15 protein-coding genes are annotated in these 14425 nt (G+C 51.8%); 11 read left to right on the top strand and 4 right to left on the bottom strand.

Annotated elements, in window-relative coordinates:
• The first annotated feature begins 229 nt into the window (after positions 1 to 229).
• The 4 genes from H6F86_RS28675 (at position 230) to H6F86_RS28660 (ending at position 5453) form a co-directional block, all read left to right on the top strand.
• Positions 230 to 1141 carry an EamA family transporter gene (locus H6F86_RS28675; protein WP_199305546.1) on the top strand — a complete coding sequence of 304 codons (912 nt, stop codon included), beginning with the start codon at positions 230 to 232 and terminating at the stop codon, positions 1139 to 1141.
• 59 nt (positions 1142 to 1200) lie between these two features.
• Complete coding sequence (gene nfi / locus H6F86_RS28670) at positions 1201 to 1926, top strand: deoxyribonuclease V (RefSeq protein ID WP_190454035.1); 726 nt, start codon at positions 1201 to 1203, stop codon at positions 1924 to 1926.
• A gap of 154 nt (positions 1927 to 2080) precedes the next feature.
• Positions 2081 to 4054: a family 10 glycosylhydrolase gene (locus H6F86_RS28665; RefSeq protein ID WP_190454031.1), complete on the top strand. Its 1974-nt coding sequence runs from the start codon at positions 2081 to 2083 to the stop codon at positions 4052 to 4054.
• Positions 4055 to 4319: 265 nt separating this feature from the next.
• Positions 4320 to 5453: an AAA family ATPase gene (locus tag H6F86_RS28660; RefSeq protein WP_190454028.1), complete on the top strand. Its 1134-nt coding sequence runs from the start codon at positions 4320 to 4322 to the stop codon at positions 5451 to 5453.
• A 126-nt stretch (positions 5454 to 5579) separates the two neighbouring features.
• Here the strand turns inward: H6F86_RS28660 and H6F86_RS28655 are convergent, their stop codons facing one another.
• The 3 genes from H6F86_RS28655 to H6F86_RS28645 are packed head-to-tail and all read right to left on the bottom strand — an operon-like array spanning position 5580 to position 7670.
• Positions 5580 to 5825, bottom strand: coding sequence for a hypothetical protein (locus H6F86_RS28655; protein ID WP_190454027.1), 246 nt, complete (start codon positions 5823 to 5825; stop codon positions 5580 to 5582).
• A gap of 31 nt (positions 5826 to 5856) precedes the next feature.
• Entirely contained in the window at positions 5857 to 6645 is a 789-nt protein-coding gene (locus H6F86_RS28650) for an ABC-2 family transporter protein (RefSeq protein ID WP_190454424.1), read from the bottom strand.
• Between the two features lie 41 nt (positions 6646 to 6686).
• Entirely contained in the window at positions 6687 to 7670 is a 984-nt protein-coding gene (locus H6F86_RS28645; protein ID WP_190454026.1) for an ATP-binding cassette domain-containing protein, read from the bottom strand.
• A 165-nt stretch (positions 7671 to 7835) separates the two neighbouring features.
• Between H6F86_RS28645 and H6F86_RS28640 the strand changes: the two genes are divergently transcribed.
• Both H6F86_RS28640 and H6F86_RS28635 read left to right on the top strand, forming a co-directional pair.
• A complete protein-coding gene (locus H6F86_RS28640; protein ID WP_347241291.1) occupies positions 7836 to 8825 on the top strand; it encodes a GNAT family N-acetyltransferase in 990 nt (329 codons plus the stop codon).
• Positions 8826 to 9023: 198 nt separating this feature from the next.
• Positions 9024 to 9770, top strand: coding sequence for an SIMPL domain-containing protein (locus H6F86_RS28635; protein ID WP_190454022.1), 747 nt, complete (start codon positions 9024 to 9026; stop codon positions 9768 to 9770).
• 80 nt (positions 9771 to 9850) lie between these two features.
• Here H6F86_RS28635 and H6F86_RS28630 read toward each other — a convergent pair whose 3' ends face one another.
• A complete protein-coding gene (locus tag H6F86_RS28630; protein ID WP_190454019.1) occupies positions 9851 to 10216 on the bottom strand; it encodes a single-stranded DNA-binding protein in 366 nt (121 codons plus the stop codon).
• 659 nt (positions 10217 to 10875) lie between these two features.
• Here H6F86_RS28630 and H6F86_RS28625 point away from each other — a divergent pair.
• From H6F86_RS28625 to H6F86_RS28605, 5 genes are all read left to right on the top strand, one after another.
• Complete coding sequence (locus tag H6F86_RS28625) at positions 10876 to 11877, top strand: rod shape-determining protein (protein ID WP_190454419.1); 1002 nt, start codon at positions 10876 to 10878, stop codon at positions 11875 to 11877.
• A 127-nt stretch (positions 11878 to 12004) separates the two neighbouring features.
• Positions 12005 to 12799, top strand: coding sequence for a rod shape-determining protein MreC (mreC, locus tag H6F86_RS28620; protein WP_190454017.1), 795 nt, complete (start codon positions 12005 to 12007; stop codon positions 12797 to 12799).
• Positions 12796 to 13353, top strand: coding sequence for a rod shape-determining protein MreD (gene mreD / locus H6F86_RS28615; RefSeq protein WP_190454014.1), 558 nt, complete (start codon positions 12796 to 12798; stop codon positions 13351 to 13353). Before mreC ends, mreD begins: the two co-directional genes overlap by 4 nt.
• A 193-nt stretch (positions 13354 to 13546) precedes the next feature.
• Positions 13547 to 13849, top strand: a complete 303-nt coding sequence (locus tag H6F86_RS28610; protein ID WP_190454011.1) for a hypothetical protein — start codon at positions 13547 to 13549, stop codon at positions 13847 to 13849.
• 85 nt (positions 13850 to 13934) lie between these two features.
• Entirely contained in the window at positions 13935 to 14357 is a 423-nt protein-coding gene (locus H6F86_RS28605) for a heavy metal-responsive transcriptional regulator (protein WP_190454010.1), read from the top strand.
• Positions 14358 to 14425 lie beyond the last annotated feature (68 nt).

Here is a 14425-nt window from a genome sequence, read left to right as displayed (position 1 = left end):
CCTAAATTGATTGCACCAAAGGTAATGCCGTCCACTGCTTCAGCAATGGTTAGTAGCGCTTAGGACCTTGCTTTTACCAGCCCCATTTACAAGCATACATTTTGGGATGGCATTGGCTACTCGTGTCCGTCGGCTGAAAACAGCATAGACGACGATCATTTCGATAGTCTCCTATAGTTTAGAAGGCGAGCATCGTCAAGAAGTCAAACCCCTGCTGGAGAAAGCAATTGTGACTAAACCAGAATCGGCACGTTGGGCTTCCCTGCTAGCGCTCCTCGCGCTGGCGTTGATCTGGGGCTACAACTGGGTACAGATGAAAATCGCCGTACAGTATGCGCCGCCAATGCAGTTTGCAGCGCTCCGCATTACATTGGGTGCCTTGAGTTTGCTGCTAGCGCTCGCATGGTTGCGGAAGCCCTTGCTGCCTAAAGAAATGATGGCAACCTTCTGGGCAGGCGTGCTGCAAATTGCGGGTGTATATGGGTTTGCAACGTGGGCATTGGTTAGTGGCAGCGCTGGCAGAACGTCTGTGCTGGTGTATATGATGCCGCTGTGGACGTTGCTCCTCGCCTGGGTGTTTCTGCACGAGCGAGTGCGCGGCTTACAGTGGGCGGCGATCGTCCTGAGTGTCACCGGGCTACTGCTCATTCTGGACTTACAACATCTGCATGGCACCCTCGCCAGTAAAGTACTGGCATTGCTGGCAGGTGTCTGCTGGGCGGGTGGTGCAGTGATTGCCAAACAAGTCCGTCAAACCGTTAAGCTCGATTTGTTGTCGTTTACCACCTGGCAAATGATCGCTGGTGCAGTCCCCTTAATTCTGGCAGCCTCTTTGGCAGCGGTGCTTGAGCCTTCAACGCCGATCATCTGGTCGGGGCCTTTCATCTTTGCTTTGGTCTACAACGTCATTCCAGGAACGGCGATCGCTACTCTGCTGTGGCTTTATGTACTCAACCGGATGTCTGCTGGCACGGCGGGTTTAGGTATCTTGCTTAATCCGATCGTCGGTGTGCTGGCTGCCTGGATACAGCTTGGTGAGCAGCCAAAGCTGATTGAAGCAGCAGGCATGGCGTTAATTGCGATCGCCCTAGCACTCAACGCTATCCAGTCAATGAAACCGTTACCCGCAAGCACCTCATAGAGACAAACGCCTTTTTTCCCTGCTCCCCTTTTTTCCCTGCTCTCCTCACTCCTCTCCCCATGCACATTGTCCAACGTCACGACTGGGTGCTGACAGCAGAAGAGGCAACTGCCATTCAGCAAGACCTCCGCAAAGAAATCGTGACGATCGATGACTTTGACACGATTCGCCATGTTGCAGGTGTCGATGTCGGTTTTGAGGCAGATGGAACCGTGACTCGTGCCGCGATCGCCGTGCTCGATTTGGAGACATTGCAGGTGCTGGATCGCGCGATCGCGCGTCGTCCCACAACCTTTCCCTATATTCCTGGCTTTCTCTCCTTTCGAGAAGTGCCTGCGGTGCTGGATGCGTTGGCAAAAATCACAGTGATTCCCGATTTGCTGCTGTGTGATGGTCAGGGAATAGCCCATCCGCGACGCTTTGGGATTGCTTGCCATATTGGGCTTTTAGCAAATGTGCCTGCGATCGGCGTTGGCAAATCCATCCTAGTGGGTAAACATGCAGAGTTGGCGGACGATCGCGGCACTTGGCAACCCTTGATGCACAAAGGCGACACGATCGGCGCGGCACTGCGAACTCGCCCTGGCACTAAACCACTCTATATTTCGCCAGGACATCGAGTGAGTTTAGAAACAGCGATCGCGTATGTGATGCGCTGCACCACCAAATATCGGCTGCCCGAAACGACTCGCCATGCTCACAAATTGGCATCGGGTCCGGCGATCGACCAGCCAGCACCACCAGAGGCACCAACGCAACAAATGTCTCTCGATTTTGATCTCTAAACTTTAGGAAATCTGAGTTTGGAGGATAATAAATTGCCTGCATGAATCCACCCTTACCCTAGTCCTTCCTCCAAAGGAGAGGCAACATTCTGGCTTCCTTCTCCCCATCGAGGACGGCTGGAGCTGAGGGCTATAAACTCAAACATTGCTGTGTATGGTTGCTTCTCCTGGTTTCCCTGATATCCAAGCGCACTGGGCACGTCCGTTTATTGAAGGACTAGCGCAGCGCAAGATCATGCGTGGGTTTGAGGATGGGTCGTTTCGCCCCGAACGCGCGATGAGTCGGGCAGAGTTTGCCTCTGTGCTGCAAGCAGCATTCAATCCGTCTGTTATCCGTCCCTATGTGCCGTTTGTGGATGTGCCGACGACTCATTGGGCAGCGGGCGCGATTCGCCGAGCGTATGAGAGCGGTTTTTTAACGGGCTATCCAGGGCAACAGTTTCGTCCAAATGAGAATATTCCTAGAGTGCAGGCATTGGCATCGCTAGTGGGCGGGGTGGGCTTGCCGCCAGCAGCTTCTGTCCCGCTAGCACAGATTTATCAGGACAGCGCTCAGATTGCTAGTTGGGCGATCGCCGCGATCACCACCGCTACTACAAACGAAATCGTCGTCAATCACCCCGATCTGAAGCGACTACGACCAACGCAACCCGCCACTCGCGCTGAAATTGCTGCCTTTGTTTATCAATGCCTGGTTGCCCAGGGCAAAGCGCCTGCGATCGCCTCTAGCGCGATCGTCCGTTGGGTGCAAACGGTCGCTGTGTCGCATACGCGAGAATTTCGTGCTCTCTGGGTTGCTTGCGTCTGGAACGGTGATTTTCCCTCCAAGATGGGTCTTTCCACCCAGCAGCAGCAGGCAGAGCTAATCGCCATCCTGGATCGAATGCAGTCGTTGAACCTGAATGCATTGATCTTACAGGTGCGATCGGAAGGGGATGCGCTGTATCGCTCGTCGCTAGAACCCTGGAGTTCCTGGCTAACGGGCACACAGGGCAAAGCTCCCGATCCCTTTTATGACCCACTGGAGTTTGCGATTGCCCAGGCACATCAACGCAACATCGAACTCCACGCCTGGTTTAACCCCTATCGCGCTCGTACCTCTGAACGCATTGTTAATGTCAGCCCTCATCTCGCAACGACCAATCCAGAGGTGGTGTATCGCTGGGATACACAGCTTTGGATGGACCCTGGCGCAAAGGTCGTGCAAGATCGGACGGTGAACGTCATTCTCGATGTGGTGCGTCGCTACGATGTGGACGGCATTCATCTGGATGATTACTTTTATCCCTACCCGATCGCCGGACAAGCTTTTCCCGATGACAAAACCTATCAGACCTACAAAGCGGGTGGTGGGTCGCTAGCCCTCGCAGACTGGCGACGAGACAACGTGAATCGCCTGGTGCAGCGCCTTGCTACGGAGATCCATGCTGCGAAACCTTACGTCAAGTTTGGCATTAGTCCCTTTGGCATTTACCGCCCTGGTCAGCCGTCACAAGTACGAGGGCTGGATGCCTATAACCAACTCTACGCTGATGCCCTTAAATGGTTGCAGGAAGGCTGGGTCGATTACCTGTCGCCTCAGCTTTACTGGCGAATTGAGCCGCCCGCGCAAAGTTATCCAGTCTTGCTGCGCTGGTGGGCAGAGAATAACCTTAAGCAGCGCCACCTCTATCCCGGCAACAACTTGAGCGCTCTGGGCGGCAACCAATGGGATCTGTCCGAAATCCTGAACCAGATTAACCTGACCCGTGAGCTCTCGCCCCAACTGGCGCTGGGCAATGTGTTTTTTAGCTCAAAAGCACTGGCAGCGAACCATCAAGGTGTAGGCGATCGCTTCCGCACGACGACCTACGCCAACCTTGCCCTACCTCCTGCTATGCCCTGGATGCTGACCGCCACACCTGCTACCCCTACAGGCGTTCGCTATAGCAACGGCAAGCTCACCTGGAATGCCGCGACTCCAGAGATCCGTAACTGGACACTCTACCAACAAAACGGCAATACCTGGACACTTCGTCAGGTTCTCCCCGCTACAACAACAGCTACCACTCTGCCATCAGGAACGTATGCTTTGTGTGCCGTCGGGCGATCGATCGTAGAAAGCAAAGGCGTTGTGGTGAAGGTGTGAGAGGGGCGATCGCTCCTCACTACAGCTTCGATGGAGCATTGCGAAACCCAACGTTAGGGTTGAAAGCATGCGACCGGCTGTAAAGAGTAAAAGCAGGGTTGTGAATGGACAAAAGGGGCGATCGCGCTGAAGGCAGGAACCGATAAGCAACGTAGCACAAAGACAATTCCTCAGTGCGTAATGTAGAAAATAGCGCTTTTCTACCCGGCAGGTTTGGGCTACTCTCTAGTAGCGGCTGTCCCTACGCGAGATCGGTGCAAACTATATGACCCAGTTCGAGAACACCTCCGCTTTCAAGGCAGTCATCCTCCAGCACTTTGAGCAAGACGGCTGGACGGCGACCCTTGCCCCACCCAACACGCTGGGCTACGACATTGAGCTAGTACGCGGCAGCGAGTATGTAGCGGTGCAGGTTAAGCATCAGCGGGCAAAAGTTCATGCAGGGCAATTGGAGAAATTTATTGACTTTTTAGAGCGTCCCGCCGCCGCTAAATTCACGCAGGGCTTCCTCCTTTCGGCATCGGGCTTTACCGCCTCTGTCTTTACCTATATGCGGACAGAAGAAGTCGTTGATGTAGCGCTGGGCAGCTTTAAGGACAATCAAATAGTCTGGGAAGATGGCGACATTCCCCAACCGCCACCACGGGCACAGCTTACCTACATTGGGGTGTTTACCTGCAAAGGTGGAGTCGGCAAAACGACCATTAGCGCCCATCTTGCAGGAGCCTTCGCGCTCAATGGGTACGATGTCGTGCTGATTGACCTCGATCGCCAGAGCAACCTGCGAAAGCTATTGGGCGATGGCGTTTACATTCCCGGACGACGTGGTGGCTTGGGCGCAACGATTACCGTTCTCAACCATACCGAATGGCGCGAAGAAGAATACCCCGACACCCGCGTTGTGATTTGCGATTGCAGCCCAGAGTACGACGCAAACCCTGAAGCATTCATCGAAAAGTTTAACTATTGCTTGATCCCAACCACGCTAAATCCGCTGGGAATTAACAAGAACGCCGATGTAATTCGACGTACCTTTGCCGCTGTACGGCGGATTAATATTAACGCCGAGTTGTTTGTGATTGTGAACAACTATCACAGCGACGAATCGAGACGCAACGAAGTCTTGAATCGTATTTTGAAGACAGAGTTTGAGACTTTGATGGCAGATGATTCCAAATGCCATTACATCGATCCTGAAACAGTTGCAATTCGCTTTAGCAAGCAGTTGCTCTATTGGGGCTATCACATCGTTGAAAATGACAAGCCGCAGTTGGCATTTCGGGAAGTGGGCGGACGATCGCTCCCGCGTACTGATTTCTTGAAACTACTCGATTACCTCGAAGACCATACCAATATCGAAGCCGCCAAAGAAAAGGAAGCAAAGGCGCCTGTAGGCTAACGTCGTGAATGGTCAGTAATCAGCTTTCAAGTGGCGTAATCAGCTTTCAAGTGGCTTGTCTCCCTCTCGGTGGATTAACGGCATCTTTAAGCTGATTGCTGATTGCTAATCGCCGACTGCTGATAGCTACTTGGCAAGCGGTCGTTTGAAAATATAGAGATACGTTAGCGTACGAATGCGGCTCTGTTCGCCGCCATGTGCCTCATCGATCGCATGGACAGCCGCCAACTCCCATTCTTGCTGCCCTAAAAAATCCAAGCCTTCCCGAAGTTTGTAGTCCTGACCATTGACCGTCAGCACTCGGTAGCCGTTTTTATTCAGTTTCCCTACAATTTTGACGGAAGAATAGGCTTCAAGGTATTGCCACTTCATCGGCTGCCTCGCTGCACCATTGAAACTCCTTTCATGCACCCATTCCTGAATATTGCTTTAATCCCTTATGCCACAGCCAGCGATAGAGTGCGAAAAAAATTCCACTCCAGCCCAGCATGACCAACAATCCTTGCCCCAGGTTGACAGGCAACCCAACCAGTAGACTGGCAGGAAAGTGGATGAGGTAAGGAAAGGGTGTCCAGAGGACGATCGCCCGCATCTGCGGTGGGTAAACTTCCAGTGGTGCCACCATGCCTGACAGAAACAGGTAGAACAAAAACCAGAACTGCTCTAGCGCGCTGGCACGCTCCGTCCAAAAGGCGAACATCGACAGCGTATACTGCATCAAAAAACGTAACGCAAAGGCAAAGACAGCGGTCAGCAAAAACAACAGAAAGCCGCTGAGGCTAGGCACCCAGAACGACTGTGGGTAAAGCCAGAAAAAGAGGACAATTAGCCCAAAAGCAAGCGGCAAACGGGCAAACCGTTCTGCAAAGTGAGAAAAGAAGTAGTGCCACGCCGGATCAAGCGGCTGTAACAACCGAAACGACAGCTTGCCTTCGATGATCTCGCGCTCAAATTCCCAGATCACCCAAACAACGGTGAACTGACGAACGATGAAGGCAGCTAAAAAGTAACGAGCAAAATCGACGGGCGTTAAGCCAAAGTTTCCCGTTTGCGCGGCTTCCACCCAGATGCCCATCAGAATAATTGGCAGCGAACCCGACAGCACCCACAGCAGCAACTCAGCCCGATACTCCACCATGTAGGCGTAGTAGACCGAAGTCATGGTTTGAGCAATCTGAACCAACCGCTTCAAACCACTTCTGCTTTTTGCCTTTTGCCCTTTGCCTTCTTCCGTCACGATGCCACCCCCGATCGCAGGACTCGTCCAATCACTTCTTCGATCGGCGGCTCTGTCACCGATAAATCCACTACCTCTAACTCCGATAGCAGCTTGGCAACCGTGCGAGTGAGGCGTTCTTGCGGCACCAAAAATTTGGCGATCGTTCCATCCACTGACTCCAAATCGCCGTACAGAGAAAGCGTTTCGGCAGGTTGAGGACGCACCAGTTCAACATTGACCTCGCGACAGGGTGCAAAGCGATCGACCAACCCATCCAGGCTGCCATCGTAAATCAACTGTCCTTCGTGGATTACCAATACTCGCTGACAAAGCGCCGTAATATCTGCCATATAGTGGCTGGTTAGCAGAACCGTTGCCTGGTAGCGCTGATTGTACTCGCGCAAAAATTCGCGGACGCTGACCTGAGCATTCACATCCAGCCCTAATGTCGGCTCATCCAGAAAGAGAACGTGGGGCTGGTGAACCAACGCTGCCAGCAGTTCGGCTTTCATGCGCTCACCAAGGGAGAGTTTGCGGACGGGTTGGTTCAGCTTGTCGTGCAGCGAAAGCATTTCGGTGAGTTCGCCCACCCGCTGATGGAAGTCGCGATCGCTGATCCCATAAACCGCCGCATTGATTCGCAGTGAATCTAGCGCAGGCAAATCCCAAATCAACTGCTGCTTTTGCCCCATAACCAGCGTGATTTTCTGCAAAAAGGCAAATTTGCGCTGAAACGGTACGTGTCCCGCTACATTAATGCGTCCCGCTGATGGATGGATTAAGCCCGTCAGCATCTTTAGTGTAGTTGTCTTGCCCGCGCCGTTGGCACCAAGAAAACCCACTACTTCCCCTGGCTCAATAGAGAACGAGATGTTCTGCACCGCTTTGATTTGACGATAGGTTCGCTTAAAAAAGTGCACTGCGGTGCCTTTCAACCCAGGCTCTTTCACAGCAACGGGATACATCTTGCTCAGGTTCTCAGCCAAAATTACAGGCATTTTTACTCTTGCTACGAAACTGCCTCAGTCCAACGTGTAGTTATGCAGGTGCAAATGACTGTTACGCGATCGACACCTCTTCTTTATAGTGCCTGTTTGCGATCTGTAGTGCCTGTTTGCGATCACCCTTAGCCTCTTGCGGCTGAAATTAACGGAGTCCCCACCGTGTCTACTTTACTATCTTCAAACATCATCATGCGTCCCTATGCAGGTGAAGCGGATTTGCCCGCGATCGCCTGTTTGATGAATGCCTGCGAAGCGGTCGATCGCGCCGATATTGGCACGTCGGTTGACGAACTACGTCAAGAATTTGCTCACCCTAATTTAGACGCTGCTCGTAACATAAGCCTGTGGCAGAGAAATGACGGAACGCTGATCGGCTTTGGTGCCTTATCAATTCCTCAACCGACCGAAACCCATAGCGGCTTCCTCAACTTCCACGTTCACCCCATAGCCCGTAACAGCGACATCGAAACTCAGATTTTTGCGTGGGGTGAGCAACAGTTACGTGCCGTCGGCGGTAGCGCTCTACTTGAATTGCAGGCAGTCTCCCGCCCTAATCAAGGCGATCGCCCTCGGCTTTTGGAGCGTTACGGCTTTACTGCCAAGCGCTACTTCTTTCAAATGGCGCGCTCTCTGGCAGAACCAATCCCCACGCCCCAATTTCCCGTTGGGTTTACGCTACGTCACGTCGTCAGTGAGCTGGACGCAGCAGACTGGGTGGCGCTGTTCAATGAATCGTTCATCGATCATTGGAACCATCATCCTATGACCGTTGAACAGTTCCATTACCACAACCAAGACCCTGATTATGATCCAGCGTTAGACCTGGTTGCGATCGCGCCTGACGGCACCTTCGCTGCCTTTTGCACTGGCTGCATCTACCCAAACGACAATCAACGCAGCGGACGAAACGAGGGCTGGATCGAGGTGCTGGGCACTCGTCGAGGCTTCCGTCGCTTGGGCTTGGGTCGTGCCATGCTGCTCTTGTACCTACAGCAGTTGAGGTCGATCGGTGCCGAAACTGCCCTCCTGGGTGTAGATTCCGATAATCCCTCTGGCGCACTGCGGTTATACGAATCAGTCGGCTTTCGTCAGCTCCATACAACGATTGTCTATACGAAAGAGGTGAGGAGCGAAGGGGTAGAAGGGTAAAGGGGTAGAAGGGTGAAGAGGTACATCAATTCTGCCTCTGCCTCCCCTGCTTCCCTGCTCTCGACTTCCCAACTCCCAACTCCCGCCTTCCCCGCAAGTTGCTAAATCTGTAACCAAACATACCTTCCTGCAATTGGGTGTCACAGTGAAGACATCAAACAATTTTCACTTCATCGTTCCTTGTGAGGAGAACTTAGCATGATTCATTCAACTTCTTCGATCGACAAATCTGTTTCCTGGCATCGCTTCAAAGCGCTGCTTATAAGCGCTGGCTTATTGAGTCTTACTTTTGCTAATCCGGTACTGGCACAAGAGAAAATGATGCGAACGCTGACTGTGAGTGGGCGCGGTACAGAAATGGTTGCAACAACCATTTCTCAGGTTCGCCTCGGTGTAGAGGCGCAGGGTAAGACAGCAAATGCGGTACAGCAAGAAGTAGCACGGCGATCGAATGCTGTGATTAACTTGCTCAAAGCGCGTCAGGTAGACAAACTTGAAACGACAGGCATTAACCTCAACCCCTCCTATCAGTACGACAACGGCAAGCAAACGCTAACGGGCTACTCTGCCAGCAACATTGTTAGCTTCCGTATTGCAACTGAGAAAGCTGGAACGTTGTTAGATGAGGCAGTTAAAGCGGGTGCATCCCGTATTGACGGTGTGAGCTTCATTGCTACCGATGAGGCGATCGCGGCAACCCAAAAAACTGCTCTCCGTGAAGCAATACAGGATGCCCAGGCACAGGCAGATGCCGTCTTCAGCGCCCTTAACTTTACCAAAGGGCAGATCGTCAGCATCCAGGTCAACGGTGCATCTGCACCCCCACCACGCCCACTGGAAGACTTTCAAAATATGCGGGCATCTGCGGCTTCTAAAGCTCCCAGCCCAGTCATTGGTGGCGAACAGGAAGTGCAGGCATCGGTAACACTGCAAATTAGCTACTAGCAAGCGTTTTGAGTGTTTAGTTTTGAGTTTTGAGTTGTCTAAGAGGATCTTCTAACTTAAAACTCAAAACTCATAACTCTTTAAAACTCGTCATCGTACCCGCCGCTACTTGCGCCTGCCTCATTGTCGCGCTTAGAACCCAACAAATCGAGCCGCTCCACACGGATGATTGGTTTTGAGCGATCGTCACCTGTACTACGATCCTTCCAGGTATCAAACTTGAGTGCGCCTGTCACACCAATAAGACTGCCTTTGCGGACATAGTTAGCGGCAACCTCAGCCGTCTTACCCCACAGCTCTAAATTGAACCAGTCAGGCTGGTCATTATTGCGCGTTTTGCGATTGACTGCCAAGGTGAGGCTGCACTTAACACTGCCAGACTCAAAATATTTCACATCTGGATCGCCACCAACACGACCCACTAGGGTTACAGCATTCAAACTCATAACTTTTCTGTTAACTCTTTTCTAGGGACTAAGATTGCAACGCACTCCATTATTCCATCTCATCTTAGGAGCTGAGTCCCAAAATATCGATTGGTACAAATGTATTTTAGCAGCCCTGTTAGCGGTGCGGTACGTTTCACTTGTCGATCGATCTTTAGCTTTTGAATCATTACTAAAAGATGGACAACTTTTAATAGCGTGAGGTGGTAGTAGCTGCAAGGCAACGTCTCTTTAACTAACCTTAGCTATGAGGGCAGAACTCCCCTGCTTGACCGAAGCTCTAGATCAAGTCCGCGTAGCAGGGTTGCTTCTGTAGGCTTACCTACAACTTGCTAGCTACAGAAACTATTTAGTCAGTGCTTCAGGCGTTTTTCAGCCAGCGACCGACCGACCACTAATTGCTGATTATTGCCATAATTGCTACACAAGTCCAAGCTAAAGTCCGGTAGCATTACTAAGGTTGGCTGCTGCATCCTGATGAGCCAATTTTTTATCGTTAAAATCCTGTGCCTGCTGGACTCATAGCGAAAAACATAATAAGATCCAACCTTGATTGCACGTATAGTTGTGTAGGTGCAAGATCATCCAGCAATTCATTCGTTATTTGAGAGGCATAGAGGCTAGTGGGACTTTTTAGTCGCTTTTCCCTATCGCGGGACATGGGCATTGACCTTGGCACAGCAAATACATTGGTTTATGTGTCAGGCAAAGGTATTGTCCTGCAAGAACCGTCTGTCGTTGCCATGGATCAGGATACGAAGATGCCATTGGCAGTGGGAGAAGATGCCAAGCGAATGCTGGGACGGACACCTGGTAACGTGGTAGCACTACGTCCGCTGCGCGATGGTGTTATTGCTGACTTTGACACCGCTGAGCTGATGCTGAAGCACTTTATTGCACGAGTGCATGAGGGCAGAACGCTAGTATCGCCTCGAATCGTGATTGGTATTCCTAGTGGCGTAACGGGTGTTGAGCGCCGTGCGGTGATGGATGCTGCCTCTCAAGCGGGTGCGAGAGATGTTTATTTGATTGATGAACCTGTAGCTGCGGCGATCGGCGCTGGGTTGCCGGTTGCCGAGCCTACTGGCAACATGATTATTGATATTGGTGGCGGCACCACTGAGGTGGCGGTACTGAGTTTACAAGGAACTGTTTTGAGTGAGTCGGTGCGTGTCGCAGGCGATGAGCTGAGTGAGTCGATCTCTCAATACATGAAGAAAGTACACAATCTGGTGATTGGTGAACGTACCTCTGAGGAAATTAAAATCACGATCGGTTCTGCCTATCCAGTTGATGACGACACCACAATGGAAGTTCGGGGTCTACACTTACTGTCTGGTTTGCCGCGCACGGTAGCTGTGAAAGCTCCCGAAATTCGTGAAAGTATGTCAGAGCCATTAGCCGTTATTGTGGATGCAGTTAAGCGTACTCTCGAACGCACTCCGCCTGAGCTGGCTGCGGATATTATCGATCGCGGCATTATGCTGGCGGGTGGCGGTGCTTTACTGAAGGGCATTGATACTCTGATCAGCCATGAAACAGGCATTGTTGTGCACGTAGCGGCTGACCCTCTGAGCTGTGTTGTGCTCGGTACTGGGCGTGTTCTAGAAAACTTCAAGCAATTGGAGCGTGTCTTTAGTGGTCGATCGCGCAACTTTTAGTGGTTGCTTGACGTCAAACGCCTTGAGGAGCTGTGCTACTCAGTTTCTATCCCTCCTGAATCGTTCCTTTGCTTTTTTGCAACTGCTGCATTTGGTCAACCGCTCGTTTAACGCCTAAAACGCCTGCATGTATACCTTGCGCCGCTGGTGGGATCGACACCAGCTCAGAATTATCTTAACGAGCATGGCTGTTGGCTCTGCTTTGATCCTGCGGCAGACGCAGGCAACGCCCTTATTTGAGGGCTATCAACTGCTCACTCGTGTCTTTCAGCCTAACGTTGCCCAGCAAAAGCTACTTGAAAATGCTCAATTCCAGGAATTGCAGCAGCGGCTTACGGAACTCGAAAGCCAGAATCAGCGGTTGCGTGAACTGGTAGGTTACGTTTCGGAAACTAAAAAAGCTGGCATTACTGCTCCCGTTGTTGGACGGAGTGCAGACCACTGGTGGCAGCTGCTTATTTTGGGTCGAGGCAGCAGTGACAACGTGAAGGTGGGCTATATTGTCATGGCTCCGGGTGGTGTGGTCGGTCGCGTGACCAGCGTGACACCTAACACTAGCCGCGTTTTGCTGCTGAGTGATCCATCCAGTCGCATTGGAGTGACCATTAGCCGTAGCCGCTTTATGGGCTATATGCGTGGGCAGTCAACGAGCCATGCAGTCATGGAATTTTTTGATAAAGTGCCTGATGTCCGGCGGGGTGATGTTGTTTCTACGTCATCCTTGAGCCAACTGTTTCCTGCGGGTATGCCAGTAGGGCGGGTAGAGTCAGTAAACCTTAACAAAAGCCCTGCTCCAGAAGCCACGATCGAGCTTTCTGCACCGGTTAGTTTCTTGGAATGGGCAGTAGTGTATCCCCATGATCAGGACGCTGCTTCTGTCGAGATTCCAGGCAAAAAGCCTGCCCCCCAACCTGTGCCATGAAAAGCGATTCTTTGGTAGGTACTTGGCAAAGCCAGCCCCTGCAACGGCTTGTTGTAAATGCGGCAGTGACGATCGGTTCGCTGCTTTTGTGCTTGCTACTTTTGCCAACCCGCTTACCTGGCATGGAGCTAGCGGGCATTGGACCAAATTGGCTTCTCATCTGGGTAGTTGCCTGGAGCGTGAATCGAACGATGTTTCAGGGAGCGCTGGCAGGGCTGGTATTGGGCTTGATTCAGGATGGCATGACGGCTCCTATGCCAACACATACCTTAAGCTTGATGGCAGTCGGTATCCTAACGGCACGTTTGCGTAAGGGGCGCTACATTCAGGAGGACTTTATTTCAGTGGCGCTGATTGCTTTTGGTACAGCGGTCATTGCCGAAACTATCATGGCGATTCAGTATAGCTTCCAAGCCGAGCGCTCTCTCGTAGAAATTTGGAACTATCATCAGCTCATTGCTCTGAGTTCTGCCATCCTCAGCAGCTTGTGGGCACCTGTCGTTTACTTTCCGCTAAATCGCTGGTGGCAGTGGGTTGAGAACCTGGAGCAATAGTGAACCTGGAGCAATAGTAGTGGCTAGAGTTTAACGTACTCCAGCCGCCAGTCATCTAAGCAGAGTCGATGGCTCTCCCTTCTTGCTGTTAAAAGGTAAAATGCTCTGCAAGTTGAGTGCCCCTGCGAGGGACGCTTTCTAGCTGCCTGCCTAGCACCTTAAAATAAAGAAAGTACGGTAAGGATGGTTGGGGATGAATTTAATCTGGACACGCTTTCTGCGATCGGCGTATCGAAGCGAACCGATTACCAGTTTTGTGATTACTGCTGGAGTCGTTGAAGCGACAATCGGCGGGCTAGGAGAACATTGGTCGTTAATGACGTTTGGGCTGGGTACGGTTGGGGCTGCGATCGCGCTGCGCTGGCGGCAGCATCAGCGTCGTCATCTATCGACTGCCAGTGAGCGATCGCCAGTTTACGTCTTGCCGCCCGATTCTTCTCGTCCAGTGCTGCCTACCTTACGCCTGTCTCAAAAGCCACCCAGCGGCAAACGCTGAGTCCTCATCACTGTCCAGCGGTTGTCAAAACAGTTTGTTTGAGCCGGTGCCCGTTTGATGTCTTGGCAATGAAGGTAATGAGAATATGATTACTACTGCGACAAAACAACTCCTTAAAATTGGCGAAGTGGCAACCAGCAGCGGGCTACCAGTCAAAACTATTCGCTACTACGAGGAGATTGGGTTGCTGACACCAACCGTTGAGCGATCGCAGGCAGGCTATCGGCTCTTTAACACAGAGGTATTGAACCGACTGGCGTTTGTGAAACGGGCACAGTCGCTTGGTCTGGCGTTGAGCGAAATTAGAACGATCCTGGCTGTTCATGATGAGGGTGAGCTGCCTTGTTATGAAGTGAAGCAACACCTTGAAGATAAAGTGGCGATCGTCAGCCAGCAGATTCAAGCGTTAGAAACTCTCCGCGCTGAGTTAAACGGAATTCTCTCCGGTTGGCAAGAACATCCACCCGCACATGTGATTGAGCAAACGATTTGCCCTAATCTTCAATGAGGAATGAGGAGGCATTAGAACCTCCGTCTTCTGTCTTTTACCTTCTCTCTCCAGCCAAACGCGCCAAT

Origin of the sequence: Phormidium sp. FACHB-592 (genome assembly GCF_014695795.1) — a bacterium.
Classification (GTDB): Bacteria; Cyanobacteriota; Cyanobacteriia; order Leptolyngbyales; family Leptolyngbyaceae; genus Stenomitos.
Note: the sequence above shows the minus strand (reverse complement) of the source record. Positions and strands in the feature narration are given on the sequence as shown.

Excerpts from the sequence above, each read along its gene's own strand:
- nfi (WP_190454035.1), top strand. The coding sequence starts at position 1,201 with ATGCACATTGTCCAACGTCACGACTGGGTGCTGACAGCAGAAGAGGCA.
- H6F86_RS28665 (WP_190454031.1), top strand. The coding sequence starts at position 2,081 with ATGGTTGCTTCTCCTGGTTTCCCTGATATCCAAGCGCACTGGGCACGT.
- H6F86_RS28660 (WP_190454028.1), top strand. The coding sequence starts at position 4,320 with ATGACCCAGTTCGAGAACACCTCCGCTTTCAAGGCAGTCATCCTCCAG.
- H6F86_RS28655 (WP_190454027.1), bottom strand. The coding sequence starts at position 5,825 with ATGAAGTGGCAATACCTTGAAGCCTATTCTTCCGTCAAAATTGTAGGG.
- H6F86_RS28645 (WP_190454026.1), bottom strand. The coding sequence starts at position 7,670 with ATGCCTGTAATTTTGGCTGAGAACCTGAGCAAGATGTATCCCGTTGCT.
- H6F86_RS28635 (WP_190454022.1), top strand. The coding sequence starts at position 9,024 with ATGATTCATTCAACTTCTTCGATCGACAAATCTGTTTCCTGGCATCGC.
- H6F86_RS28630 (WP_190454019.1), bottom strand. The coding sequence starts at position 10,216 with ATGAGTTTGAATGCTGTAACCCTAGTGGGTCGTGTTGGTGGCGATCCA.
- H6F86_RS28625 (WP_190454419.1), top strand. The coding sequence starts at position 10,876 with ATGGGCATTGACCTTGGCACAGCAAATACATTGGTTTATGTGTCAGGC.
- mreC (WP_190454017.1), top strand. The coding sequence starts at position 12,005 with ATGTATACCTTGCGCCGCTGGTGGGATCGACACCAGCTCAGAATTATC.
- mreD (WP_190454014.1), top strand. The coding sequence starts at position 12,796 with ATGAAAAGCGATTCTTTGGTAGGTACTTGGCAAAGCCAGCCCCTGCAA.
- H6F86_RS28610 (WP_190454011.1), top strand. The coding sequence starts at position 13,547 with ATGAATTTAATCTGGACACGCTTTCTGCGATCGGCGTATCGAAGCGAA.
- H6F86_RS28605 (WP_190454010.1), top strand. The coding sequence starts at position 13,935 with ATGATTACTACTGCGACAAAACAACTCCTTAAAATTGGCGAAGTGGCA.